This window comes from Pseudomonas luteola NBRC 103146 (genome assembly GCF_002091675.1).
GTDB classification, from domain to species: Bacteria; Pseudomonadota; Gammaproteobacteria; order Pseudomonadales; family Pseudomonadaceae; genus Chryseomonas; species Chryseomonas luteola.
On the sequence record NZ_BDAE01000017.1, the window covers coordinates 45,030 to 70,547 of the forward strand.

Sequence of the window (25,518 nt, forward strand, 5' to 3'; positions counted from 1 at the left end):
TGATTACTTCACTCGCTGCCCTGGCAAGGCACCCGCGTCTGGACTTAACAAGAAAATATCTTTCCCACCAGGACCGGCTGCCAGCACCATGCCTTCGGAAACACCAAAGCGCATCTTACGGGGAGCCAGATTGGCAACGTACAGAGTAAGGCGACCTTCCAGCGTAGCGGGGTCATAGGCGCTCTTGATTCCAGAGAACACATTGCGCAATTCGTCGCCAATATCGAGCGTGAGTTGCAGAAGCTTGTCAGCCCCTGCCACCGCTTCAGCCTTGACGATACGTGCCACTCGCAGATCTACAGCGGAAAAGGCATCGAAGTCGATGGTTCCTGCAATAGGCTCCTTGGCCAGCTCACCATTATTGGAGGCCTGAGGCGCTGTAGTGCTGGCAGTCAGGTCTTCTTTTGATGCTTCGATCATCTCGGTCACTTTTGCAGATTCGATTCGTGTCATGAGGGGTGCAAATGGGTTTAGCTGATGATTCGCCAATGCCGTTGAAAGATCTTCCCAGTGCAGCGGAGCTATATTCAGGAACGTTTCGGCGGCCTCTACGAGCTTGGGGAGTACGGGCTTGAGGAAGATGACCAGTTGACGGAAGAGATTGATGCCCAATGCGCAGATTGCCTGGACTTCATCCTGTTTACCTTCCTGCTTGGCCAGTGCCCAAGGCGCTTTTTCAGCAATCCAGGCGTTAGCTTGGTCGGCCAGCGCCATGATTTCACGCATGGCGCGCCCAAATTCGCGACCTTCATAGGCTTCGGCGATGCTGGGCGCCGCGGCCTGAAATGCCTGCCAGAGTTCAGGTGCCGGGTTGGCCTCGATCAAGAGCCCGTTATTACCCTTGTGAATGAAGCCAGCACAGCGGCTGGCGATATTGACAACCTTGCCCACCAGATCGGAATTGACTTTCTGGACAAAATCTTCAAGGTTCAGGTCCAGGTCATCTACACCGCGACCCAGCTTGGCGGCATAGTAGTAACGCAGGTATTCAGGCGAGAGATGCTCAAGGTAAGTACGTGCCTTGACGAATGTACCGCGTGACTTCGACATTTTCTGCCCATTTACCGTAACGTAACCATGAACGTTGACGGCGGTAGGCTTGCGGTAGCCTGCACCCTCCAGCATAGCTGGCCAGAATAAGGCATGGAAGTTGACAATATCTTTGCCGATAAAGTGATAGAGCTCTGCGGTGGAGTCCTTGCCCCAGAATGCATCGAACTCAAGACCTAGTTCCGGACGATGAGTGATCAGGTTCTGGAAGCTGGCCATGTAGCCAATTGGAGCGTCCAGCCAGACATAAAAATACTTGCCAGGCGCATCAGGGATTTCGAAGCCGAAGTAAGGCGCGTCACGGCTGATGTCCCACTCCTGCAGACCGGCATCGAGCCATTCGGCAATCTTGTTGGCTACTGACTCCTGTAAGGCGCCGCCGCGCGTCCAGCTTTTGAGCATGGTGTCGAAGTCAGGTAGCTTGAAGAAAAAGTGTTGCGATTCCTTGAGAACAGGTGTCGCGCCGGAGATGGCTGACTTTGGATTGATCAGATCCGTTGGCTCATAGGTAGCGCCACACTTTTCGCAGTTATCACCATATTGATCCTCGGTGCCGCATTTAGGGCAGGTGCCCTTGATGAAGCGGTCAGCCAGGAACATGTTCTTGTCCGGGTCGAAGTACTGGGTCACTGCACGTGTAGCAATGTGGCCAGCATCCCGTAGCTTCAGATAGATCTGGCTTGCCAGTGCACGGTTCTCTTCCGAGTGCGTCGAATAGTAATTGTCGAAATCAATAAGAAAATCGGTGAAATCCGCCATGTGCTCGGTACGAACACCATCAATAAGCTGTTGCGGCGTAACGCCTTCACGTTCGGCGCGCAGCATGATGGCGGAGCCATGGGCATCATCGGCACAGACATATATGCACTGGTTGCCGCGCAGTTTTTGATAGCGCACCCAGATGTCAGTCTGGATGTACTCCAGCATATGGCCAAGGTGAATCGAACCGTTGGCATAGGGGAGGGCGCTAGTGACAAGAATCTTCCGGGGTTCGGACATAGGGCTCGACTGTCAATTAAGGCTAAAAATAATTGAACACTATAAAGGCCGAACCGTTTTTTTTCACGCCTGGTCCAATAGCTGAGTATTCGGGTAGGTTTTATCCTGTCTGACCGGTAGCATAGTGACTACGATTACACCGTACCCTTGTTTGGAGCTGTTATGAGCGCACTTACCCGCGAAGTGGTAGAAGCCACTCTGCGCCAGTACACCGATCCCTACCTCAACCAGGACCTGGTCACCGCAGGTTGCCTGCGCGATGTCACCCTTAACGGCGGACACATCGTCGTTAGCATCGAACTGGGTTATGCGGCGGGACTGTTCAAGAATGGCATGGCACAGGTGCTCAAGAATTCGCTGGAAAACCTGCCAGGTGTTACCCAGGCGGATGTCCAGATCCAGTGTGTCATCAAGCCCCATGCGGCTCAGCCTCAGGTTGAGGCGATGTCGAACGTAAAGAATATTATTGCGGTCGCATCTGGTAAGGGTGGGGTCGGCAAGTCCACGACTTCTGCCAACCTCGCGCTGGCCCTGGCACGTGAAGGGGCTCGAGTAGGTATCCTGGATGCCGACATCTACGGCCCCAGCCAGGGCATCATGTTTGGTTTGCCTGAAGGTACACGTCCCAAGATCCAGGATGAGAAGTGGTTCATTCCGCTGGTGGCACATGGGGTCGAAGTCATGTCCATGGCTTTCCTGACCGATGAGCGCACACCTGTGGTGTGGCGTGGTCCGATGGTGTCGGGCGCGCTGCTGCAGCTGATTACTCAGACCGCCTGGAATAATCTGGATTACCTCGTCATCGATATGCCGCCAGGCACGGGTGACATCCAGCTTACGCTGGCCCAGAAGGTTCCTGTAGCTGGTTCTGTCATCGTAACGACTCCGCAGGATCTGGCCCTTCTTGATGCCAAGAAGGGCGTTGAGATGTTCCGTAAGGTCAATATTCCAGTGTTGGGCGTAGTCGAGAATATGGCTGTGCACATCTGCTCGAATTGTGGTCATGCCGAGCATTTGTTTGGCGAGGGCGGCGGCAACAAGCTTGCCAGTCAGTATGGGGTTGATCTTCTAGCCTCTCTGCCGCTATCCATGGCTATTCGCGAGCAGGCGGACCAAGGACGTCCTACGGCCATCGCTGATCCAGACAGCCAGATCGCCATGATTTATCAGGATATGGCGCGTCATGTTGGCGCACGCATTTCTCAGAGTGGAAAAAAGGCTGCCATCATGCCCACCATCACGGTTTCGGACGACTGATACCATTGACGAGCGAGGGACTGAATAGCGTTGGTCCTTCGCTTTCTCATGGTTTAGGTCTTTGATGAGTGCCGCCGTACCGGTAAGATGTGCGGTTATGTTTTTACCCCTGACAGGACAGTGCCATGAGCATCAAAGCAGATAAGTGGATTCGCCGCATGGCCCAGGAACACGGCATGATCGAGCCGTTCGTTGAGCGGCAGATGCGTGGGGAGGGAGCCGACCGGCTGATCTCTTTTGGCGTGTCCAGCTACGGTTACGATGTGCGCTGCGCTGATGAGTTCAAAGTATTCACCAACATCCATTCAGCTACCGTCGACCCGAAGAATTTCGATGAAAAAAGCTTCGTCGATATCAAGGGAGATGTTTGCGTTATTCCGCCAAACTCCTTTGCGCTGGCGCGTACCGTCGAGTACTTCCGTATTCCTCGTAACGTATTGACCATCTGCCTTGGCAAAAGCACTTATGCCCGCTGTGGCATTATTGTGAATGTCACGCCGCTTGAGCCGGAGTGGGAAGGGCACGTAACATTGGAGTTCTCCAATACTACCAACCTGCCAGCTAAGATCTATGCTAACGAAGGCGTGGCTCAAATGCTGTTCCTGGAATCTGACGAGCCTTGCGAGGTGTCTTATAAGGATCGTGGTGGAAAGTATCAGGGGCAACGCGGTGTAACACTGCCGAAAGCCTGATTGACAATAGTGGCTGAAGCCGGGCGTGTCCCGGCTTTTTCATGCCTGCTGATCTAACCAGTCTGCTCAACCGTATTAAGAGGCCGGTTAGACGGAGGCGTAAAAACGCTTTAAGTAGACCCTACCGCATGCCGATACAGTAAGAGCCATACAGCCATCTGTCGTGGCTGAGCGGACGGGCTTTTGCAGAGTTTCGCTTCAAGGTCCTTGCAAGATGGCCGATACCTAGGAAACGCTATTCTTAGGAGATTTGGCATGGCTAGCATTCTTGATTCTGTCGACCAGCGCACGCAGCTGGTAGGCGAGAACCGTCTGGAAATTCTGATGTTTCGTCTGTCCAGTCGGCAGATGTTTGCCATCAACGTGTTTAAGGTGCAGGAAGTATTGCACCTGCCCAAACTGACTTTAATGCCCAAGCGTAATCCGATGGTCTGCGGTGTCATTCATCTGCGCGGACAAACACTGCCGGTTATTGACTTGGCATGTGCCATTGGGATGAGGCCGATTGTGCCTGATCAAAACAGCACGATTATCGTCACTGAGTACAACCGCACCGTCCAGGCGTTCCTGGTAGGAAGCGTGGATCGCATCATCAACCTTAACTGGGACAGCATCCAACCCCCTCCGGGTGGAGCCGGTCGTCAACATTATCTGACGGCTATTACCAAGTTTGAGGACAAGCTGATCGAAGTCATCGATGTAGAAAAAGTACTGGCTGAAATCGTGCCTTATAACGTCAAGGTTTCCCGCGAGCGCTTGGACGACTCGTTGCTAACCAAAGCGAAGTCACGTGAAATTATGTTGGTGGATGACTCCAGCACCGCGCTCAATCAGATGCGCGATACACTGACGCAGCTCGGTTTGACCTTCCACATCGCTACAGATGGTCTCAAGGCGTTGCAGAAACTCAAACAATGGGCCAAGGACGGGGTCAATGTCTCTGAAAAGCTGCTAATGCTTATTACAGACGCTGAAATGCCGGAGATGGATGGCTATCGCCTAACGACGGAGATCCGTCAGGATCCTCAGCTCAGTAGCCTCTACGTCGTACTCCATACCTCGCTATCCGGTAGTTTCAACGAGGCGATGGTCAAGAAAGTAGGCTGCAACGCATTCCTGTCCAAGTTCCAGCCTGATTTATTGGTTGAGGCGGTACGAACCCGATTGAGCCTGCTAGACCAATAAGTGTAGGTCCTGACGATAATTTTGTCCGTCAAGCCTGCACACAGGCGCTGATCTTTTCTAGACTCACGGCTTCTTTGGTCGACAGGAAGCCGTGCCATGTTTCATCTCAGCGGACTTTATCGTTATCCCGTCAAATCTACTGCGCCTGAGCCTCTTGAGCGTGCCGATATTGATTGCCTAGGCGTGGCGGGTGATCGGCGATGGATGGTGGTAGAGGCTTCGACAGGACGTTTCCTGACCCAGCGATTGTTACCCAGCATGGGGCAGATTGTAGCCCGTTGGATCAGTAACGGTTGTCTCTCGCTTAATGCCCCCGGAATGTCAACGCTTGAAATTTCTGTTCCTCTGCCAGATGAGGCCCTGCAGGGCGTCACACTCTGGCGAGACACGTTCCAGGTTCCAGAGGCAGGAGAAGAAGCCAATGCCTGGTTAAGCACCTTCTTGGACAGACCTTGTCGCTTGGTGTACATGCCCGAAAGTCGGGCGCGTCAGGTTGATACTGCTTATGCCAGTCCTGGTGATCACGTTAATTTCGCAGACGGTTTTCCATTGCTACTGATTGGCCAGGCCTCTCTGGATGATCTGGCTCAGCGTGTGGGCCGGCCTTTGGATATGAGGCGGTTCAGACCTAATCTGGTCGTTGAAGGTAGCAAGGCTTACGCGGAGGATAAATGGACGCATATACGAATAGGGGAGGTTGAATTTCGTATTGTGAAGCCTTGCTCTCGGTGTGTACTGATTACTGTTGATCCGGTTACCAGCGTGCGCAGTCATGACCGGGAGCCTTTAGCAACACTGAAGACTTATAGAGAACATGAGGGCGCCGTTTACTTTGGGCAGAATCTGATCCAGCTTAATCCAGGCGCAGTGAATATCGGTATGCCTGTTGAGGTGCTGGCATAGCGCAGTGGAAATGAAAGGCCCTTCTGAGAAGGGCCTTTGTCATCAACCAGCTACTAGAACCCGTATAGATTCAAGGCGTAGCGATGCTTTGTCCAAGTGGGCAATACCTTCTTCACGCTGCTGACGCAGGGTGTCGATTTCAGTATCACGAACACTTGGGTTGACGGCTTGCAATGCCGTCAAGCGAGCCAGCTCCTCGTCCATGTTGGCAACGAAACGCTGACGTGCCAGTTCGACGCGCTCGTTATGACGAGGCAATACCTTGCCTTCGCCAGCCGCCACGAGTTTGCTCAAGGCGTCACGCTGGGCTTGAACAAACTTGTTGGCGCTTCCGCGTGGTACGCTTTCCAGCTGATCATTAAGCGTCTCGAACGAAACGCGTGCAGCCAGATCATTGCCGTTTGCATCCAGCAGGCAGCGAAGGGCAATAGGGGGCAGGAAGCGAGTCAACTGAAGTGAACGTGGGGCTACCGCCTCGCTGACGTAAAGCAGTTCAAGCAGTACTGTGCCAGGCTTGAGTGCCTTGTTCTTGATCAGCGCTACTGCCGTGTTGCCCATCGAGCCTGATAGCACAAGGTCCATGCCGCCCTGGACCATGGGGTGCTCCCAGGTAAGAAACTGCATGTCTTCACGTGCCAGGGCCAGATCCCGGTCATAGGTAATCGTCACGCCTTCATCGTTACCCAGGGGGAAGCCTGCATCGAGCATTTTTTCGCTGGGCTTGAGGATGAGCGCATTATCGGAGTGGTCTTCGCTGTCGACGCCAAAGGCATCCAATAGCTTCTCCATATAGATCGGCAGTGCAAACTCGTCATCCTGTTCCAGGATCGCCTCCTGAAGCTCTTCACCTTCGCCGGAGCCACTGGAGTTAAGCTCAAGCAACCGATCGCGGCCTGTATGCAGCTCAGCTTCAAGTGCTTCACGTGTGCGGCGACCCTCTTCAAGCAGAGCTTGCCAGCTGTCCTCATCTCCACCAGGGAGCAGCGTGTTGAGCTGTTCACCGAAGCGCTGCTCTAGCGTATTGCCGGTAGGGCAGGTTGACAGAAACGCATTCAGTGCATGGTGGTACCACTGGAACTTGCGCTCCTGTGCGCTACCTTCGAGGTAAGGAACATGCAGCTGAATAGTGTGGCGCTGACCGATCCGGTCCAAACGGCCGATTCGCTGCTCCAGCAAGTCAGGGTGCGCGGGTAGATCGAACAACACGAGATGATGGGCAAACTGGAAGTTGCGTCCTTCACTACCAATTTCAGAGCAGATCAGTACCTGCGCCCCAAATTCTTCGTCAGCGAAGTAGGCGGCAGCCCGGTCACGTTCAAGAATACTCATCCGCTCATGGAAAACCGTGGCCGGAATGCCCGAGCGCAGTCGCAAGGCGTCTTCCAAATCCAGTGCAGTCTCTGCATGTGCGCAGATGACTAGAACCTTGAATTTTTTCAAGCCTTTGAGGGTTTCAATCAGCCACTCTACACGTGGGTCATGGCGCCACCAGCGATCGTTTTCATCCTCTGGAACATACAGTGTTTCAGGATACAGCGAGGCGCTGGCATCCATGTACTGATCTGGGAAGGGCAAGGCTGATGCATCCAGGTTTCGCTCTGGAAAGCCCAGCACTGCGGCGCGAGTATTACGGAAAAGAACCCGACCTGTCCCGTGACGGTCCAGTAGTTCACGAATAAGGCGCGAACGAGCCTCTTCGTCACCAGCCGCAGCGGATGTAAGCAGCGCGTCGCCTTCCTCGCCCAGGAAGCCATGAATGGCGGCACGTGAAGCATCGCTCATCGTACCGTGGTCCAGCAGCTCTTGAACAGCTTCGGCAACCGGGCGGTAATTGGCACTTTCATTACGGAATGCTTCAAGATCGTGGAAGCGATTAGGATCCAGCAGGCGCAGGCGGGCAAAGTGGCTGTCTTGACCAAGCTGTTCGGGCGTAGCGGTCAGAAGCAGGACGCCAGGGATGACTTCAGCCAGCTGCTCGACCAGAGCATATTCGGGACTTACCTGTTCCGGGTGCCATACAAGGTGATGGGCTTCATCCACAACCATAAGGTCCCAGCCGGCTGCAAACGCGGCGTCCTGGGCGCGCTCATCACGCTTTAGCCAGTCCAAAGAGACCAAAGCAATCTGATTATCTTCAAAAGGATTGGTCGCGTCACTGGCGCGGAAGCGCTCTGAATCGAACAGGGCGACTTCCAGATTGAAGCGCCGGCGCATCTCTACCAGCCACTGATGCTGGAGGTTTTCAGGCACAAGAATCAGAATGCGACGCGCACGACCACTGAGCAGCTGACGATGGATAACAAGACCTGCTTCGATCGTCTTGCCAAGGCCCACTTCGTCGGCCAAAAGGACACGTGGAGCAATACGGTCAGCTACACTACGGGCAATATGCAGCTGGTGTGGGATAGGTTGGGCTCGAGCGCCTGCCAGCCCCCAGAGTGGCGATTGTAAGAGACGACTGCTGTGTTCAAGTGTGTGGTAACGCAGGCTGAACCAGGAAAGCGGGTCGATTTGACCTGCGAAAAGACGATCACTTGCCAGACGGAACTGAATAAAGTTGGATAGTTCAGCCTCGGTCATCGTGCGAGGTTCGTTTTTGGCATTCAAACCGTGATAGGTGAGCAGGCCTTCGTTTTCTTCCACCTCACGAACGGTGAGTTTCCAGCCTTCAAAGTGGGTGATTTCATCACCTGGTGCGAAGCGTACGCGGGTCAAGGGTGCGTTGCGTTGAGCATACTGGCGTGTTTCTCCGGTAGCCGGATACAGTACGGTCAGAAGGCGTCCATCCTGTGCCAGGATGGTACCGAGCCCCAGCTCGGCTTCACTGTCACTGATCCAACGTTGCCCAGGTTGATACTGCGCCATGTAGTAGCTTCTCCCGCCCATTCAAAAAGCCGGTTATGTTAACGAATGCGCCCGCCGAGGCCAAAGCCTGATGGCATAAAATCTTTAAATAGGTATATCGCGAGAGGACAAGTTGATGTTACCGCCCATACCGCAAGCCTTGATTCCGATCACTACGCAGCACGATTCCGTAAAGCCTCGACCGGACATCGCTCCAGTAACAGCTGTCGCCCATGCAAAGGAAGCAGGCTTTCAATCCGTTCTGGATGAGCAAAAGCTGGAGCAGGAAAGCGAAAAACGTCGCAAGCGTAAGCGGGGACTGCAGGTTTTACTGCCGGATGAGCGTGCCGAAGCATTGATGGAACCTTCCGAAAAAGGGCAGTGTGTTGATATCAAAGTTTAGGCGGCGGCTGGGTTCTATCAAGCCATATATAGCGCTCTGTATAAGTCAATGCCAAGAGAGGGTCGGCCGCAAGCCCTCTCGGGAAGGAGAAGGGAGGCCATGACTCAGACAGGTTTGGCGAATGCCGATGTGACGCTCTATGAGTCTTGGGTTGTTTCTCAGGAAGCTGACGACTGGATGGCGGAGCTGATTAAACAAACGCCATGGGAGCAGCCGCAGGTGCAGGTTTACGGCAGGAGCTATCCAACCCCCAGGCTCGTTGCTTGGTATGGTGATCCTGGAATCAGTTATGGATATTCCAGTCTTGCGCATCCTTCTTTGCCTTGGACGGAGCTTCTTGGCGATATTCGTGGTCTAGTGAGTCGGTTTTGTGAACACCCATTCAATGGGGTGTTGATCAACTATTATCGTAACGGCCAAGATGCCATGGGTTGGCATAGTGATAACGAGGCTGTGCTAGGCCGAAACCCTACAATTGCTTCGTTAAGCCTGGGGGAGGCGCGACGTTTCGATCTGCGTCGTCGCGGTGTGCAACGTATCGAGCATTCCATCGAGCTAACGCACGGCTCGCTTCTGGTTATGCGAGGTGCTACCCAGCATTATTGGCAGCATCAAGTTGCCCGTACAAAACGGTCTATGTCTTCTCGACTCAATCTTACTTTTCGTTGGATACGAACGTGAGCGATAACAACCTGATTGATTTTACTTCCGAGCGAAGCAAGCGCATCCATGATTTGAATGAAAAACGGCTGAACGAGATGCGTCAGGCGTTCGAACAGGCTCTGCCATTGGCGAAGCCCAAAAAGAAAGGCAAGTCAAAGCCCAAGAAACGTTGAGTGTCAGTTACCTACCTACCCAACCATTGACTGAGGTCAATAATCCGAAGCTGTCTCTCGTTTAACGTATACCCATTGCTTGGCCGCAGAGATCATCACCATGTTTATCGATGATGTCATCACAATGGGTATCGGCGCGTTGGCTTCGATTTCGCTGTTTGTTGCGGTTGTAGGTTTCATCGTCTGGAAGGATATGCATAAACGCTGACCTTCTGGACAAAGGGCACGCAAGGCACTTGGGCGACTTCGGTCGCCTTTTTTTTGCTCTATTTTCAGGGATTAGAAAAAGGCTGGCTAAAAAGCCAGCCTTTTGTGTTTAGTGAGCAACTACAGGTTTGGTGCGATAGCCTTTCAAACCGTAGAAGAGAATGTAGACATAGCCCAGCATCGGAACAAAGAACGACATCAGCAGGCCGATAGAGTCAGCAAACATAGCCTGGATAAACGGAACCAGTGCGCCGCCAACGATGCCCATGCACAGCAGACCAGAGCCCTTACTGGTGAACTTGCCTAGGCCGTCTAGAGCCAGGGAGAAGATGGTGGGGAACATAATGGAGTTGAACAGACCAATGCAAAGCAGAGCCCACATTGCTGCCTTACCACTGACTGCCATGGCAATCGCAAGCAATACGACGTTTGCAACGCTGTTGAAGGCCAGCACATAGTTAGGTCTGACGCGTGCCATGATCACACCACCGACAAAGCGGCCTACCATCGCGCCGCCCCAGTACAGAGCGAGGTAGCGTCCAGCTACATCACTCGAGAGGCCTGCCACGTCAGGGCTTTCCATCAGGCTGATCAGGTAGGTGCCGATCGATACCTCGGAGCCTACATACATGAAAATACCGATAACACCGAGAAGAAGGTGCTTGTACTGCCAGATGCTTTTGGCTTCGTGCTGAGGAGCGCTGTTCTGCTGGGTCTGAACTTCGTCATTACCACCTTTGATTTGCGGCAATTTGATAAAGCCAATGATCACGGCAATTGCCAGAAGCATACCGGCCAGAATCAGGTAGGGCATCTGTACCGAAGAGGCATCTGTGCTGTGCTCGACCAGTGCCAGAATGGTTACGGCGCCAATCAGCGGGCCTACGGTTGTGCCCAGAGAGTTGAAGGCCTGAGTCAGCGTCAGACGGCTTGCAGCGGTTTCCGGCTTACCAAGAACAGTAACGTAAGGGTTGGCTGCCACCTGTAGGACAGTGATACCGCCCGCTAGTACGAATAAGGCCAGTAGGAAGAAGGCGTAGGAGTGCGCTCCGGCAGCTGGATAAAACAGCAAACAGCCAACAGCAGCTGTACATAAACCGAAGATAATTCCCTTCTTGTAGCCAAGCCCCTCAACCAGGCGACCTGCCGGGAACGAGACGATGAAGTAGGCGGTAAAGAAACAGAACTGAATCAGCGAGGCTTGAACGTAGCTCAGCGTGAAGACAGCCTTGAGGTGAGGAACCAGAATATCATTCAGCGAGGTAATCAATCCCCACATGAAGAACAGTACGGTCAGTACCGACAGGGGGCCTCTGTAATTTGGAACTTCGTTGGAATTATTCATCTTCTCTCCAAAGGGGTAGGCGACTCAAATGAACGCCCGTTTAAAGCTCGCATATGATTGATCCAATCCGTTTCGGTTCAATCCGCGCGGAATAATAGTTATGAACCGTGCAGAAATCGATTCAGCGAGAGGTTAAATTTTTAAAAAGTTCGTCTAAAGTCATGTTTTGGTTGTAAAAAAACCCGCACGGTGTGCGGGTTTTAGGGTGTTGCACGCGGCGCTGGATCAGCTATTCCAGCGCTTGAGAATCAGCGTGGCGTTGGTTCCACCAAAGCCAAAGCTGTTGCTCATGACAACGTCGAGCTTGGCATTCTCCTGAGTCTCACGAAGAATGGGCAAGTCTGCTACCTGAGAGTCGAGCTCATCGATATTGGCTGAGCCAGCGATGAAGTTGCCTTCCATCATCAACATGCAGTAGATCGCTTCATGAACACCAGCGGCGCCCAAAGAGTGACCTGACAGGCTCTTTGTAGAGCTGATGGCCGGGGCCTTGTCACCAAAGACTTCCCGTACCGCCTTGATCTCTGCAACATCACCCACCGGAGTGGAGGTGCCGTGGGTGTTCAGGTAGTCAATCGGGGCGTCCACTGTAGACATCGCCTGGCGCATGCAGCGTGCAGCGCCTTCACCGCTCGGCGCAACCATGTCATAGCCATCGGATGTTGCACCGTAGCCTACGATTTCTGCATAAATCTTGGCACCACGAGCAAGGGCATGCTCGAGTTCCTCGACTACAACCATACCGCCGCCGCCAGCGATGACAAAGCCATCACGATTGGCATCGTACGCGCGGGAAGCTTTTTCAGGGGTTTCGTTGTACTGGCTAGACAGGGCGCCCATGGCGTCGAACAGGAAGGACTGGGACCAATGTTCCTCTTCACCGCCACCGGCAAACACGACGTCCTGCTTGCCCAGTTGAATCTGCTCCATCGCCAGACCAATGCAGTGCGCACTGGTTGCGCAGGCCGATGCCACGGAATAGTTCAGGCCTTTAATTTTGAAAGGCGTTGCAAGGCAAGCCGATACCGTACTGCTCATAGTACGAGTAACCCGGTAGGGGCCGACACGCTTGACGCCTTTTTCGCGCAGGATATCCAGCGCTTCCATCTGGTTGAACGTAGAGGCGCCCCCAGAGCCGGCAATCAGGCCGGTACGTGGGTTTGAAACCTGCTCTTCGGTCAAGCCTGAGTCTTTGACAGCCTGTTCCATTGCCAGGTAGGCATAGGCGGCTGCATCACCCACGAAGCGCTTGACCTTGCGGTCGATCAGCTCTTCCAGGTTCAGGTCGACGGACCCGGACACTTGGCTGCGAAGCCCCATTTCGGCATATTCCGGATTGAAACGAATGCCGGGACGACCTGCGCGCAGGTTGGCGGAAACGGTGTCTTTGTCATTGCCGAGGCAGGAAACAATGCCCAAGCCGGTGATCACGACGCGACGCATGCGGAAGGACCCTTAGAAACTTTCTGTTGAAGTGAATAGGCCGACACGAAGACCTTCGGCCGAGTAAATCTCGCGACCATCAACGCTAACCGTACCATCTGCAATGGCTAGAATTAGCGAACGTGTAATGGTGCGCTTGATATGTATGTTGTAGGTCACTTTCTTGGCAGTGGGCAGTACCTGGCCAAAAAACTTGACCTCTCCTGAGCCCAGCGCACGGCCGCGGCCAGGATTTCCCTGCCAGCCAAGATAGAAACCTACCAATTGCCACATGGCATCCAAGCCCAGGCAGCCTGGCATTACCGGGTCACCTTCGAAATGGCATTTAAAGAACCAGAGATCTGGATTGATATCCAGCTCGGCGACCAGTTCACCCTTACCGTACTTGCCGCCTACATCGCTGATATGAGTGATCCGATCGATCATCAGCATGTTCGGGGCGGGCAGTTGCGCATTACCCGGGCCGAATAGCTCGCCACGGCTGCAGCGCAGCAAGTCTTCGTGGGTGAAGGCGTGTTGTTTGGTCATGCAAGCTCCTGTAGCTGGCCTGGTGATCAATGTCGGCGATTATAGTGTCGCTCTCGCTATTGGACAGCCACCACATAGACAGCCAAGCCATTTTGAAAGTCACAGCGAGGCGGTAAAACCTCGCGAAAGACGAATTGTGCACGTTGGAGATCAAATACTCCAATAGTGATGCATATCCGATTACAAGGACGTTGCTCCTCGAGACCGCTCGGGCTGGCTAATCCAGCGTTGCAGCATCTGTTGAAGATCAGCTCGCTTGAAGGGTTTTGCCAGATAATCATTCATTCCGGCAGCCAAACAATTTTCCCGATCCCCCTGCAGCGCATTGGCCGTTAGTGCAATGATGGGAACCATAGGCCCAGGCTGTTGACGGATCAGGCGAGTAGCCTGATAGCCATCCAGCACCGGTAAACGACAGTCCATGAGAATTGCACTGAAAGACTGCTGCTCGGCCAGACTTACCGCCTGGGCTCCATCCCCTGCGATAGTAATATGATACCCCAGGCTGCGTAACATGGCTTCGATAACTGTCTGATTGACCGGGTTATCCTCAACCAGCAGGACGTTCAGTCCATTGACCTGAAACTCCTGAAGAGGAGACTGGTTGCGCTCTGTCTGCTGGACGTGTCGGAAGGGAAGCGGCAATTCGAGCGTAAAGGTTGATCCCTGGCTTTCCTGGCTTATGGCATGAAGCGATCCACCCATCCGCTCCGCCAGTGTGCGTGCGATGGACAGTCCAAGCCCGGTACCTCCGTAACGGCGGCTGATGGTTGGGTCAGCCTGCTGGAAGGCATCAAACATGCGTTCCAGGCGTTCTGCCGAAATACCTATGCCGCTATCGTGTACCGAGCAGGTGAGCCAGAGCAGGCGCTCATCCAGAGGTTGGCAGTAGCATTTAACCTCGATTGAGCCGCTCTCGGTAAATTTGAGTGCATTGCCAACCAGATTGACCAGGATCTGCCTCAGGCGCGTCGGGTCTCCGGTAACCTCCAGTCGCTCCAGACTTTCGGCGCCTTCAAGCGCCAGCTGCAGACCACGTTGTGTTGCACTGTGCTGGAAAACCTGCACCGAACCTGTAATCAGGTCGGCCAGATTGAATGGAATGCTTTCCAGCTCCAGCGCACCACGCTCGATGCGTGAGAAATCCAAAACATCGTTGATAACTTTCAGCAAATGCTCTGTGGATTCGGTAGCAAGGCTAGTGTATTCACTTTGCTCGCGGGATTGCTCTGTGGTTTCAAGGAGCTGCAACATGCCCAGTACGCCATTGAGTGGTGTACGAAGCTCATGACTCATCATGGCGAGAAAGTCTGATTTGGCGCGGTTGGCCTGCTCGGCCTCTTCACGTGCCGCAACCGGCTGATCAATGCTGCGCTGTTGCTCTTCACTGGCCCGCTGCAGGGCTTGGGCAAGATCATTGATCAGATGCGCCAATACGCCCATTTCGGAGTTGTCTGGTACCGGAAGACGGCTGTGGTAGTCGCCTGCGCGAATGGCATTCACGGTACGACCCATGTCGCTTAGCGGCGCGGAAAGGCGCTTGGCCAGGCGCCAGGCCAGCAAGAAGGTAAGCCCAAGTGCCAGTAAGGCCAGTGCGCCTGCCTTGGTCAAAATAGCCTGTTGGCGCTCATGGAAGGCTTCGTTGGTCACGCCAACGGCAACACGGCCAAGGGACCCATTCGAATTGGGTGTGCCCGAGCGGCTGATGCTTGCGTGAAATATCTCTACCTGTGAAGCCGATTGCGCATTGGGGGGCGGATTATGCGCATACATGATGATGCGCTCCTGACGATCGCGGATTTCGATAAAGCGAACGTAGCGGGTCGCCAGTGTGGCCTCCAGGAGGTTGCGTAGCATCGGGAGGTTATCGGTCGAGACCCCATATTCACTGGCAGATGCCAACTGAATTGCAATCAGCTGACCTGTGTGACTGAGTTCGTGATGCAGATCCTGAAGGCGGGCGTATGTGAAATAGCCCGTCAGTACCAATGTAATAATCAGGGCAGGTCCCAGGCTGATGGCTAAAGTACGGGTACGTATGCCCCAGCCGCGTCGCTTGTCCAATAGAGCGTTCTCCGTGAGCCTTGAGCTCGATGCTCTTACTACAATAGGCCATTCTGGCCGTTATGGTGTTAGCGTCCACCTTCAGGAAGAAGGATACGGTAATTACACATGGTTCAATAAAAGAGAGCGGAATGTTAAATAGGGGCTTCGTATAATGTGGATACCGTCGCACATTGCGGCATAAATGGATAACCCGATGAGTGTAAAGCAACCTATAGCAGTCTTGGGCGGAGGCAGTTTTGGAACTGCCCTGGCCAATCTGCTGGCGGAGAATGGTCATCCTGTAAAGCTCTGGATGCGCGATCCTGAGCAGGCTGAAGCTATTCGTCAAGTTCGTGAGAATCCGCGGTATCTAAAGGGCATAAAGGTTCATCAATCTGTCGAGCCGGGATGTGATCTTGATGCCTCTCTGGCAGGGTGTGACATTGCCTTTGTCGCGCTGCCCTCCAGTGCGTTACGTAATGTGCTTGCCCCGGTAGCCGATCGCCTGGCGGGTAAGGCGTTGGTCAGCCTCACCAAAGGAATTGAAGCGCATACCTTCAAGCTGATGAGCCAGATTCTTGAGGAGATCGCACCGAAAGCCAGAATTGGTGTGATTTCAGGACCTAACCTGGCGCGAGAGATTGCAGAGCACGCACTGACGGCTACCGTTATTGCCAGTGAAGATGATGCGCTCTGCCAGCAGGTGCAGGCTGTTCTCCATGGGCGTACCTTCAGGGTCTATGCCAGCCGTGACCGGCTGGGAGTAGAGCTGGCCGGAGCCTTGAAGAACGTATATGCCATCATGGCGGGGCTGGCAGCTGCGCTGAATATGGGTGAAAACACCCGCAGCATGCTGATTACCCGCGCGCTCGCCGAGATGACTCGCTTTGCCGTACAGCAGGGTGCCAATCCCATTACATTCATGGGTTTGGCCGGGGTAGGTGATCTTATCGTCACTTGTTCTTCGCCCAAGAGCCGCAACTATCAGGTAGGGCATGCATTGGGTGAGGGCCTTACGCTTGAGGCGGCAGTTGCTCGAATGGGGGAGACGGCGGAAGGGGTCAACACCTTGCGTGTTCTCAAGGAAAAAGCCGATGAACTCGGCGTCTATATGCCGCTGGTGCAAGGCCTGTATGCGGTACTGTTCGAATCCCGCACGCTGGATCAGGTTATTGCTGCGCTGATGCGTGGGGAGCCTAAAACCGATGTCGATTTCTATTTGCCGATAGGCTCCGAAGCTTAGGAGAGAATATGTCAGCAGACACTCATGAACGCGAAAGCCTCGCGTTGCGTCTTATCTGGATGGTGATTTTCCTGCTTGTATGGTTAGTGTCGCAGTACATTTTTGCAGGCGTGGTAATTGCTCAGCTGGGCTATCGCCTCGTCAAAGGCACACCAAGTGACGCCTTAAGTGAATTTGGTTCGAGTTTGTCCTGCTATCTGGCGCAGATTGTTCGTTTCGGAACCTTTGCTACAGAAGAAAAGCCATGGCCTCTTGCTGACTGGCCCGATACCGCTTCCTCTATGCAAGAGAAGCAGCCATGACGCTCTGGTTGCTAAGGCATGGTGAGGCGGAGCCGCGTTCAGAGGGCGATGAGTTCAGGCCGTTGACGGATAGAGGGCGTACTGAGGTCAGGCGCAGTGCAGAGCGGCTATTAGGGCAAAGAATCGATGTGATTTATGCCAGTCCATACGTCCGAGCCCAGCAGACAGCCGAGCTGGTCAGGGGTGTTCTAGGGCACAAAGAGTCCATTGTCACTCTGCCCTGGATAACGCCTGATGATGACGTGATCAAGGCTATTGATCTTCTGGATGATCTTTCCGGCAGTAATATCCTGTTAACTACCCATAATCCCTTTGTCAGCTACCTGGCTGGTCTTCTGGTTCATGGAAACCTACAGCAGCCACTGAGTATGGCTACAGGCTCACTGGCTACGCTTGAAGGAGAAATGCGCATTGCAGGTGCCATGGAGCTGGTTGAGCTTTTCCATCCTTGACTGATTCGACGATTCCATAATTTCTAACAAAAAAGAGGTCGTTATGTTAATTGATGCATCAGGTGTGTCTTTACGGGTCTATGCGGAGTACCTGGTATGAGTATCTGGTTCACCGAGCCGGACCTCGCTGCGCTGGATGAGAGTTTGCAAAACACTATTTGCGAGCGCGTGGATATTCATTTTGAGGCTTATGATGAAGATTCGCTCACTGCAAGCATGGCGGTAGATGAGCGTACCCACCAGCCGTTTGGGTTGCTTCATGGAGGGGCTTCTGTTGTCTTGGCAGAAACCGTCGGCTCCATTGCCAGTCTGCTCTGTATCGACAGGAGCCAGTACACCTGCGTGGGGCTTGAGGTCAATGCCAATCATTTGCGCGCTGTTAGACGTGGACGGGTGACCGCTGTGGCAAAGCCTGTCCATCTGGGTCGAAGTACTCATGTATGGGATATCCGATTGTCAGATGAAGCGGGGCGTGCAACCTGTATTTCGCGTTTAACGGTAGCTGTCATCCCCAAAGACCGCATTTCGTCCTGATGCCGCGCCTGGACCAGCCCTTTCGGTTATTAGGTGTTGGTCTTGCGCCTCTTTATATCTAGAGCATTTACTGGTTCGTCGAGCATGAGCGCCATTGCTCTGCGAAGCCCTTCTGCTTGCTTTATTGTCTGATCTGAAAATCAATTATGAGAACTAGACATGACTGCCCATGTACAGGAGTTGCGCCTTAACTTACCCCACCTTGAGCTTGCGGCTCGTTTATTCGGCCCTGAAGACGGGCGGCCAGTGCTGGCTTTGCATGGCTGGTTAGATAATGCTATGACGTTCTCGCGATTGGCCCCTTATCTGGAGGGGTTGCGCATTGTTGCAGTCGACCTGCCGGGGCATGGTTTATCCGCTCATCGCCCGGCCGGTGTTGGCTACCTGCTGCAAGACTACGTGCAGGACGTCTTGATGGCAGCAGAGCAGCTAGGGTGGGAGCGCTTCTCGTTACTGGGTCACTCACTCGGGGCCATTATTTCGGTGCTTTTCGCAGCAGCATTGCCGGAACGTGTCGAGCGTCTGGCGTTGATCGACGGGCTGCTACCGTACACGACAGAGCCGGATGAGGCGCCTGAAAAACTAGGCAATGCCTTGCGTGCTCAGCTTAATTTGCCCAATAAGCGCAAGCCGGTTTATGAGACTGTTCAGCAGGCCGCTCAAGCCAGACTCAAAGGTGTGGGATCGGTCAGTATGGAGGCTGCAGAGCTACTGGCAGAGCGAGGGTTGATGCCTATTCCAGGAGGGTATACCTGGCGCTCCGATGCTCGTTTAACCTTGCCGGCCACATTAAGGCTGACGCATGAGCAGGCCTTGGCGTTCATTAAAAAAGTGCAGTGCCCCGCGAGTCTCGTTGTGGCTGATAAGGGGCTGCTCGTCAAAATTCCCGGTATCGATGGACTTCTACAGGAGCTTGCTTGCTATGAAGTTACCCGTTTGGCTGGGGGGCATCACTTGCATCTGGATAACGAGGTTGGCGCAAGGGCGGTAGCAGATTGTTTCAATCGCTTTTTCTCTGCAGCTTGACTCGAATACGGGTATTGATAAGGCTTGTTATGCATAAAGGATCAATAGCGATCAAGTCACAGGGAGCCATGCCTCTAAAGGATGCAGCGTTTGGGCGGTTTTGAACGTGTATTCGCTCTGTCAGATTCGCCTGTCAGTCTTCAGGCAGGAAAAGGCGCGTGCCGGTATAACACGCCACTCCAGGTAAACATGTCCCCGCTATTATTTATGGGTCTTTAAATTAATTCAGGGTGATTCACTAATATATATGCGACTTTTTTTTGCGCTTGGTCTGGGGTTCATGACGTGTGCTGCTGTTGCGGCAGATATGCCAGGCAGTGTCGATCTTCCAGTGCTGGCGCGACCTGCTCATGCCGAAATTATTGATTATCGTGAGGCTGGGTCTGTCGAAAAAATGTACCCACAGGGCGCTGTAAGTCGTATAGGAGGCAAGTTGCGCCTGGAGGGAGACGTCCAAGCAGAGGGTAAGCTCGTCACGCTGACCTATGAGTTGCCCCGTGGCCATGACCCTATTGCGGCACTCAATGAGGCTAGAAGTACATTGCAGAAGCAATCTGCGATACCGTTATCGTGGTGTAAGGGACGCGATTGTGGCTCCAGTAATGTATTTGCCAATGCTATTTTTGGAAAATCGCAGTTGTATGGGCCGGACGAGCAACAGTCGTATCTCCTGTTGCGTCTCGCTCCACCACAAGACGATACATTGCTGGCGCTTTACGCGATCACTCGGGGTAATCGAAGGGGTTATCTGCATGTGGAGCAGCTCGAGGCTTCCATACCTTTGGGCAAGCTGGTAGCAAGTCCTGCAACATTGCTTCGTCAATTGCGGCAAGATGGTGAGTTACATCTTCCTGCGTTAGCCGATCCACCAGACGATATCTGGCTGGACCTGGTAGGGCAGTGCCTTAATCTGGACACAGGTACCCGAGTGATCATCGGTGGGCCGCAAGCGGGCAAGTGGGAAAAAGCGTTGCTGGCCAGGCGTATACGAGCGGCCCGGCTTGAAGCTGATCCGAATCGTGAGCCTGGGCTCTATCTGCAGCCATAATCCATCTAGCGGTAACGACAGGTATCTGCCGGGGCGTTAAGCTCTGACACTATCGCTTGCCTGTCCGGCGGATGGAGCCGCTTAAGCAGGACAGTGATTCGATTGTCATCTTAGGAATTTATATGCGGCTTCCTGCTGGTCAGTCTCCCCAATTACCTCCGCCCATGTATGAGCACGATCGCCTGCTCGTCCGCATACTTCTCCTGTCACTCCTTGGTGCCTGTCTATGGGTGTTGCTGCCATTCATGTCGGCCCTATTTTGGGCTGCGGTACTGGCTTACGCCAGTTGGCCCCTGATGCGGGGCTTGACCCGCAGGCTGAACGGCCGTAATACGGTGGCCGCTGCGATTCTTACGATCGGTTGGATATTGTTGGTGGCATTGCCGCTTGTATGGGTTGGTATCGGACTTGCTGATCATGTGCGTGGAACGATTGAGTTAGTTCGCAGCATTCAAGTGGGCGGTTTGCCGCCTGTGCCAGAGTGGGTAGTGCGGTTGCCTCTTGTTGGCGACCGGCTGGCCAGTCTATGGCAAACCCTGGATGCGCGAGGTACTGCCTATTTTGACAGCTTGAAGCCCTATCTGGGGCAGATGGGGAATTGGCTTCTGGCGCGAAGTGCGCGCGTAGGTGGCGGCTTTTTAGAGCTGGCGCTAAGTCTTGTCCTGGTGTTTTTCTTCTACCGTGACGGACCTCGGCTGGCTACCTTGGTTGAGAAGCTGCTCGTCAGGCTGATTGGTGCTCAAGCCGGCCATTATATGCAACTGGTCGGCGGCACAGTGCATCGAGTCGTTAATGGAATTCTAGGAACGGCGGCGGCTCAAGGTGTCTTGGCGATGATAGGCCTAATGATCGCTGGGGTGCCCGGCGCGTTAGGATTGGCGCTGTTGACCTTTGCATTGAGCTTGATCCCTGTAGGGCCTCCGCTGGTCTGGATACCTTCAACGATCTGGCTGGTGCTCCAGCAGGAATATGGATACGCCATATTCATGGGACTTTGGGGGCTCTTTGTCATTAGCGGTGTAGATAATATTCTCAAGCCGTATTTGATTAGTCGGGGAGGGGACCTGCCATTGGTAGTCGTATTGCTTGGTGTCTTTGGCGGCCTGCTGGCGTTTGGTTTTATGGGATTGTTTCTGGGGCCTATTCTTTTGGCCGTTGCCTACAATCTGATTCGTGACTGGATGGCAGGCGCTACAGATCAGGTCCCAAAGCCATAACCAAACGAGTGGGGCAAACAAGACGTTTTACCCCACTCAAGCACGTTATAGCGGAAGGCTCTTGGCGTTTACATGCAGGTTGCGTCCTGCAAGCAGGCCAAATAACGCGGCTGAAATGGCGATTCCAATAAACAGGATGCCCACACTGCTCCAGCCGCTGCTCATGTCATGGATCACGCCTACCAGCAGGGGACCCATGGCTGCCAATGTATAGCCTACGCCTTGGGACATTCCTGACAGGCGAGCTGCAATATGCGCATCAGGCGAACGAAGTACGATCAAGGCCAGGGCTATACTGAAGGTTCCGCCTTGGCCCAGGCCTAGAATGCAAGCCCAGAACCATAGACTGCCGAGGGAACCGTACAGGCAGCCAAGAAGGCCGGTTAGCGTCATGCTCAGCACCAGGATGATGGCCAGGCGCTGGTCCTTGCCTCGGGTAGCCAGCCAGGGCGTGATAAGCGCGGTCAATAATTGAAGTAGGACTGAAATGGACAGCATGAGTCCTGCCTCTACAGCGCTGAGACCTCGATCAATCAGGATGGAGGGTAGCCATCCAAAAACAATATAGGCGAGCGACGATTGAAGCCCCATATAAAGGGTGACCTGCCAAGCCAGCTTATCCCGCCATAAGCCTACCACCTGCCATTTCTGGCTGTTCGCATGATGATTAGCGCGGGTTTGCGGCAACCAGACGATTGCTGCCAAGATCGCTGGTGTTGCCCAGAAAGCCAAGGCCGGTTGCCAGCGGTCGTTGAACAGATGCTCCAGTGGGGCTGTTGCACCGGCGGCGAGGGCGGCACCCAGGCATAGCGCCATGGTATAGGCGCCCATGAGCATGCCTGCCTGCTCCGGAAAGTCCCGCTTGATAATGCCGGGTAATAGAACGCCGATGACTCCAATGCTGGCACCTGCAACAAGACTGCCTATAAACAGGCTGGCAGGGGGTAACAGACTACGTAAGACAATACCGCCTGCCAGTGTAAGCAGTATCACCAGCACGGTTCTTTCGCTGCCCAGCCACCGGGAGAGGCGAGGCGCCAATGGCGCAAAAAGTCCCAGGCACAGGACGGGTGCTGTGGTCAGTAGTCCGGCTGCCGAGCTGGACAACCCGGTCGAGGCCTCGATCTGACGAAGCAGAGGGGAAAGACTTGATAAGGCGGGCCTTAAATTGAGTGCGACAAGAAAGAGTCCCAGCAGGAGTAACCACGCACGTGCGGGTACAGATGAGGTGTGGGTTGATGGGGCAGACATTAAGTAATCCAAATGTATAAACATGCTCATCCTACCTCAAACAATCGGCAGGATATTTTTGTAGTTGGGATGGCGAGATATACACACCCGACTAAAACGCCATTGGGCATAATGTCAAGGGGTTGTAATGCGTAGTAAAGCTATACTCTAAAATTATAAATGACTGAAAAGGCACAGAATTTATGGATTGCCTAAAAAAACGACAGTTTAGTTAAAGGTGGCGTGGCTACTGGCGTTGCGGTGATTTCCACCATCTTTTCCACGAACTTATCCACAGCTTTTGTGGATTAAAACCGTTCATGCCAGGTACTTTTAGGCGTTTATACAATGTTTTTTCGCGACATTTTGTCTTTGTAAATAGCTGGCAAGTTCCATCTGTGGCTCCATACGAGCCTCGAATCACGCGTATAGCAGGCGTATTCTGGCTATTTAGTCTGGTTCACTTACCAAGCAAGCCTAACCTTATCCAGGCTTTGTTAGAATACTGACCTATAAGCGCGCCTCGCGCGTATGAAATTCTTAGCCTTCAGCGGAGTACTTATGTCCGAGCCGATTCGCCTTACCCAATACAGCCATGGAGCCGGCTGTGGTTGCAAGATTTCGCCTAAGGTATTGGAAATCATTCTGGCCGGCAGTGGTGCCCAGCATCTGGACCCGAACCTTTGGGTAGGAAATGCCTCGAGGGATGATGCAGCGGTATATGCCCTTGATGCTGAGCGAGGTGTGGTTTCCACAACTGACTTCTTCATGCCCATTGTGGATGATCCCTTTGATTTCGGACGTATCGCGGCGACCAACGCCATTAGCGATATCTACGCCATGGGTGGCGATCCTTTGATGGCAATTGCAATTTTGGGCTGGCCTGTCAATGTGCTTCCGCCTGAGGTTGCACGGGAAGTGGTGGCAGGTGGCCGCAAGGTTTGTGACGAGGCGGGCATCCCGTTGGCTGGTGGACACTCTATCGATGCGCCTGAACCTATTTTTGGTCTGGCAGTAACAGGTGTCGTCGAAAAGCGAAAGATGAAGCGAAACGACACGGCTTCGTTAGGCTGCAAGTTGTTCCTCACCAAGCCTCTAGGCATTGGCATCCTGACTACCGCTGAAAAAAAATCAAAATTGCGTGTGGAAGACATGGGTGTCGCACGCGATTGGATGTGTCAACTGAACAAGCCGGGTAGTCGCTTTGGCAAGTTGGCTGCCGTCACCGCAATGACAGATGTAACGGGCTTTGGGTTACTGGGACATCTAGTGGAAATGGCTGACGGCAGCGGCTTGACTGCCCGGGTCGAATATAACGCAGTTCCACGTTTGCCTATGGTTGAGCAGTATCTGGAGTGGGGGTGTGTGCCTGGTGGCACCTTACGCAACTTCGATAGCTACGGTGACCGTATTGCATCGCTATCCGAGCAGCAGAAATTGCTTTTGTGCGATCCCCAGACCAGTGGCGGGCTGTTAATCGCGGTCGAGCCGCAGGGCGAGTCAGAATTCATGTCGGTCGCTCGAGAGTTAGGCCTGTCACTTCAGCCTATTGGCGAAATGGTTGATCGACAGCGGCATGCGGTTGAGGTGTATTGATGCGCGATGACGCTCGGGACTACCGCTCCCTCTTTCTTTCTGGTGTGCCGCTAATGGATGTGCGCGCACCCGTCGAGTTTTCCAAGGGCGCTTTTCCGGGCGCAACCAACCGGCCGTTGATGAATGACATCGAGCGGCAAAAGGTGGGTACCTGTTACAAGCTGAAGGGGCAGCAGGCTGCTCTGGAGCTTGGACACTCCCTGGTTTCCGGCAAGTTGAAGGAAGCGCGGGTACAGGCGTGGGCCGAGTTTGCCGAGGCCAATCCGGAGGGCTATCTGTACTGCTTCAGGGGTGGCCTGCGGTCGCAAATTACTCAGCAATGGCTGCTTAGTGAGGCAGGTATTGCCTATCCACGTGTAGCCGGCGGCTATAAGGCCATGCGTACGTTTCTCATGGAAACACTGCTTCAGTCTGTTGAGGAATGCCGCTTCGTATTGGTGGGCGGTATGACTGGAACTGGCAAAACAGAAGTCATCGCTCAGCTCGACGATAGTGTTGATCTGGAAGGGCATGCCAATCATCGCGGCTCAAGTTTTGGTAAGCGCGCTACCGTACAGCCATCACAAATCGATTTTGAAAACAGTTTGGCCATTGACCTGTTAAGGCGTCGTGCAAAGGGGCAGGATCGTTTTGTGCTGGAAGATGAGTCTCGGTTGATTGGGCGGTGCTCCTTGCCTTTTGAGTTGCATCAGGCCATGCAGCATTTTCCCATGGTATGGCTGGAAGACACCCTGGAGGGGCGTGTTGAGCGAATACTAAAGGACTACGTGACTGATCTGGCAGCCGAGTTCAATCGTGAGCATGGCGACAGCGGATTCGATTTGTTTGCTGAACAGCTTTGTAAAAGTCTTTCCAATATTGCCAAAAGACTGGGCGGCGAGCGCTATCAGCGCCTGGCGGAGATCATGAATGAAGCACTCGCGGTGCAGAAGGTCAGTGGCGATGTAGGGCAGCATCGTGAATGGATTCGAGCGTTGCTAAGTGAATATTACGACCCTATGTATGCCTATCAACGCGAGAATAAGTCAGGGCGCATCCTCTTTGCTGGAGATCAGCAGTCGGTCGTGAGCTATCTCAAGGCAAACCGTTGAACAGGCTAGTTAAAACGAGGTCTTTAATGCGCCGGATTTAC

At 53.6% G+C, this 25,518-nt stretch carries 24 protein-coding genes; 17 read left to right on the plus strand and 7 right to left on the minus strand.

Annotated elements, in window-relative coordinates; all coding sequences use genetic code 11:
* Window positions 1-3: 3 nt before the first annotated feature.
* Window positions 4-2,049 (minus strand): methionine--tRNA ligase, encoded by a 2,046-nt coding sequence (gene metG, locus PLU01S_RS17320; RefSeq protein WP_074827351.1) that lies wholly within the window; start codon window positions 2,047-2,049, stop codon window positions 4-6.
* Window positions 2,050-2,211: 162 nt separating this feature from the next.
* On the opposite strand from metG, the gene apbC reads away from it, so the two are divergent.
* From apbC to PLU01S_RS17340, 4 genes are all read left to right on the plus strand, one after another.
* Window positions 2,212-3,306 carry an iron-sulfur cluster carrier protein ApbC gene (gene apbC / locus PLU01S_RS17325; RefSeq protein WP_074827349.1) on the plus strand — a complete coding sequence of 365 codons (1,095 nt, stop codon included), beginning with the start codon at window positions 2,212-2,214 and terminating at the stop codon, window positions 3,304-3,306.
* Window positions 3,307-3,431: 125 nt separating this feature from the next.
* Window positions 3,432-3,998 carry a dCTP deaminase gene (dcd, locus tag PLU01S_RS17330; protein WP_010797827.1) on the plus strand — a complete coding sequence of 189 codons (567 nt, stop codon included), beginning with the start codon at window positions 3,432-3,434 and terminating at the stop codon, window positions 3,996-3,998.
* 255 nt (window positions 3,999-4,253) lie between these two features.
* Entirely contained in the window at window positions 4,254-5,183 is a 930-nt protein-coding gene (locus PLU01S_RS17335) for a chemotaxis protein CheV (RefSeq protein ID WP_010797828.1), read from the plus strand.
* A 96-nt stretch (window positions 5,184-5,279) separates the two neighbouring features.
* Window positions 5,280-6,086 (plus strand): MOSC domain-containing protein, encoded by an 807-nt coding sequence (locus PLU01S_RS17340; RefSeq protein ID WP_074827347.1) that lies wholly within the window; start codon window positions 5,280-5,282, stop codon window positions 6,084-6,086.
* Window positions 6,087-6,128: 42 nt separating this feature from the next.
* Here the strand turns inward: PLU01S_RS17340 and rapA are convergent, their stop codons facing one another.
* Window positions 6,129-8,951 (minus strand): RNA polymerase-associated protein RapA, encoded by a 2,823-nt coding sequence (gene rapA, locus PLU01S_RS17345; protein WP_074827346.1) that lies wholly within the window; start codon window positions 8,949-8,951, stop codon window positions 6,129-6,131.
* Window positions 8,952-9,066: 115 nt separating this feature from the next.
* On the opposite strand from rapA, the gene PLU01S_RS26205 reads away from it, so the two are divergent.
* The 4 genes from PLU01S_RS26205 (at window position 9,067) to ccoM (ending at window position 10,377) form a co-directional block, all read left to right on the plus strand.
* Window positions 9,067-9,333 (plus strand): hypothetical protein, encoded by a 267-nt coding sequence (locus PLU01S_RS26205; RefSeq protein ID WP_074827344.1) that lies wholly within the window; start codon window positions 9,067-9,069, stop codon window positions 9,331-9,333.
* Between the two features lie 99 nt (window positions 9,334-9,432).
* Complete coding sequence (locus tag PLU01S_RS17355) at window positions 9,433-10,014, plus strand: alpha-ketoglutarate-dependent dioxygenase AlkB family protein (protein WP_074827342.1); 582 nt, start codon at window positions 9,433-9,435, stop codon at window positions 10,012-10,014.
* Window positions 10,011-10,169, plus strand: a complete 159-nt coding sequence (locus PLU01S_RS25770) for a hypothetical protein (protein WP_010797833.1) — start codon at window positions 10,011-10,013, stop codon at window positions 10,167-10,169. The genes PLU01S_RS17355 and PLU01S_RS25770 overlap by 4 nt, the downstream gene beginning before the upstream one ends.
* Window positions 10,170-10,269: 100 nt before the next feature.
* The gene (gene ccoM, locus PLU01S_RS26335; RefSeq protein ID WP_019365407.1) at window positions 10,270-10,377 is read left to right on the plus strand and encodes a cytochrome c oxidase subunit CcoM; all 108 of its coding nucleotides are present in this window, start codon (window positions 10,270-10,272) and stop codon (window positions 10,375-10,377) included.
* A gap of 108 nt (window positions 10,378-10,485) precedes the next feature.
* On the opposite strand, the gene PLU01S_RS17360 is transcribed toward ccoM, so the two are convergent.
* The 4 genes from PLU01S_RS17360 to PLU01S_RS17375 form a co-directional block, all read right to left on the minus strand.
* The gene (locus tag PLU01S_RS17360; protein ID WP_010797835.1) at window positions 10,486-11,721 is read right to left on the minus strand and encodes a sugar MFS transporter; all 1,236 of its coding nucleotides are present in this window, start codon (window positions 11,719-11,721) and stop codon (window positions 10,486-10,488) included.
* Between the two features lie 225 nt (window positions 11,722-11,946).
* Complete coding sequence (gene fabB, locus PLU01S_RS17365; protein ID WP_074827340.1) at window positions 11,947-13,164, minus strand: beta-ketoacyl-ACP synthase I; 1,218 nt, start codon at window positions 13,162-13,164, stop codon at window positions 11,947-11,949.
* Between the two features lie 12 nt (window positions 13,165-13,176).
* A complete protein-coding gene (gene fabA / locus PLU01S_RS17370) occupies window positions 13,177-13,692 on the minus strand; it encodes a 3-hydroxyacyl-[acyl-carrier-protein] dehydratase FabA (RefSeq protein ID WP_010797837.1) in 516 nt (171 codons plus the stop codon).
* A 180-nt stretch (window positions 13,693-13,872) separates the two neighbouring features.
* Entirely contained in the window at window positions 13,873-15,756 is a 1,884-nt protein-coding gene (locus tag PLU01S_RS17375; protein ID WP_074827338.1) for an ATP-binding protein, read from the minus strand.
* A 196-nt stretch (window positions 15,757-15,952) separates the two neighbouring features.
* On the opposite strand from PLU01S_RS17375, the gene PLU01S_RS17380 reads away from it, so the two are divergent.
* The 7 genes from PLU01S_RS17380 to PLU01S_RS17410 all read left to right on the plus strand — a co-directional run bounded on the left by PLU01S_RS17380 (window position 15,953) and on the right by PLU01S_RS17410 (window position 21,560).
* A complete protein-coding gene (locus PLU01S_RS17380) occupies window positions 15,953-16,981 on the plus strand; it encodes an NAD(P)H-dependent glycerol-3-phosphate dehydrogenase (RefSeq protein WP_074827333.1) in 1,029 nt (342 codons plus the stop codon).
* 8 nt (window positions 16,982-16,989) lie between these two features.
* Window positions 16,990-17,283, plus strand: coding sequence for a DUF4389 domain-containing protein (locus PLU01S_RS17385; RefSeq protein WP_010797840.1), 294 nt, complete (start codon window positions 16,990-16,992; stop codon window positions 17,281-17,283).
* Window positions 17,280-17,735, plus strand: a complete 456-nt coding sequence (gene sixA / locus PLU01S_RS17390; RefSeq protein ID WP_074827331.1) for a phosphohistidine phosphatase SixA — start codon at window positions 17,280-17,282, stop codon at window positions 17,733-17,735. The genes PLU01S_RS17385 and sixA overlap by 4 nt, the downstream gene beginning before the upstream one ends.
* A gap of 96 nt (window positions 17,736-17,831) precedes the next feature.
* The gene (locus tag PLU01S_RS17395) at window positions 17,832-18,269 is read left to right on the plus strand and encodes a hotdog fold thioesterase (RefSeq protein ID WP_010797842.1); all 438 of its coding nucleotides are present in this window, start codon (window positions 17,832-17,834) and stop codon (window positions 18,267-18,269) included.
* A gap of 159 nt (window positions 18,270-18,428) precedes the next feature.
* Window positions 18,429-19,295, plus strand: coding sequence for an alpha/beta hydrolase (locus tag PLU01S_RS17400; protein ID WP_074827329.1), 867 nt, complete (start codon window positions 18,429-18,431; stop codon window positions 19,293-19,295).
* Between the two features lie 247 nt (window positions 19,296-19,542).
* Window positions 19,543-20,343, plus strand: a complete 801-nt coding sequence (locus tag PLU01S_RS17405; protein ID WP_074827327.1) for a DUF4892 domain-containing protein — start codon at window positions 19,543-19,545, stop codon at window positions 20,341-20,343.
* A gap of 164 nt (window positions 20,344-20,507) precedes the next feature.
* Window positions 20,508-21,560, plus strand: coding sequence for an AI-2E family transporter (locus PLU01S_RS17410; RefSeq protein ID WP_037030858.1), 1,053 nt, complete (start codon window positions 20,508-20,510; stop codon window positions 21,558-21,560).
* 45 nt (window positions 21,561-21,605) lie between these two features.
* Here PLU01S_RS17410 and PLU01S_RS17415 read toward each other — a convergent pair whose 3' ends face one another.
* Window positions 21,606-22,811, minus strand: coding sequence for a CynX/NimT family MFS transporter (locus PLU01S_RS17415; RefSeq protein WP_139208840.1), 1,206 nt, complete (start codon window positions 22,809-22,811; stop codon window positions 21,606-21,608).
* Window positions 22,812-23,351: 540 nt separating this feature from the next.
* Here PLU01S_RS17415 and selD point away from each other — a divergent pair.
* Window positions 23,352-24,386 carry a selenide, water dikinase SelD gene (gene selD, locus PLU01S_RS17420; protein ID WP_074827323.1) on the plus strand — a complete coding sequence of 345 codons (1,035 nt, stop codon included), beginning with the start codon at window positions 23,352-23,354 and terminating at the stop codon, window positions 24,384-24,386.
* Entirely contained in the window at window positions 24,386-25,477 is a 1,092-nt protein-coding gene (mnmH, locus tag PLU01S_RS17425) for a tRNA 2-selenouridine(34) synthase MnmH (protein ID WP_074827321.1), read from the plus strand. The genes selD and mnmH overlap by 1 nt, the downstream gene beginning before the upstream one ends.
* Window positions 25,478-25,518: the final 41 nt, after the last annotated feature.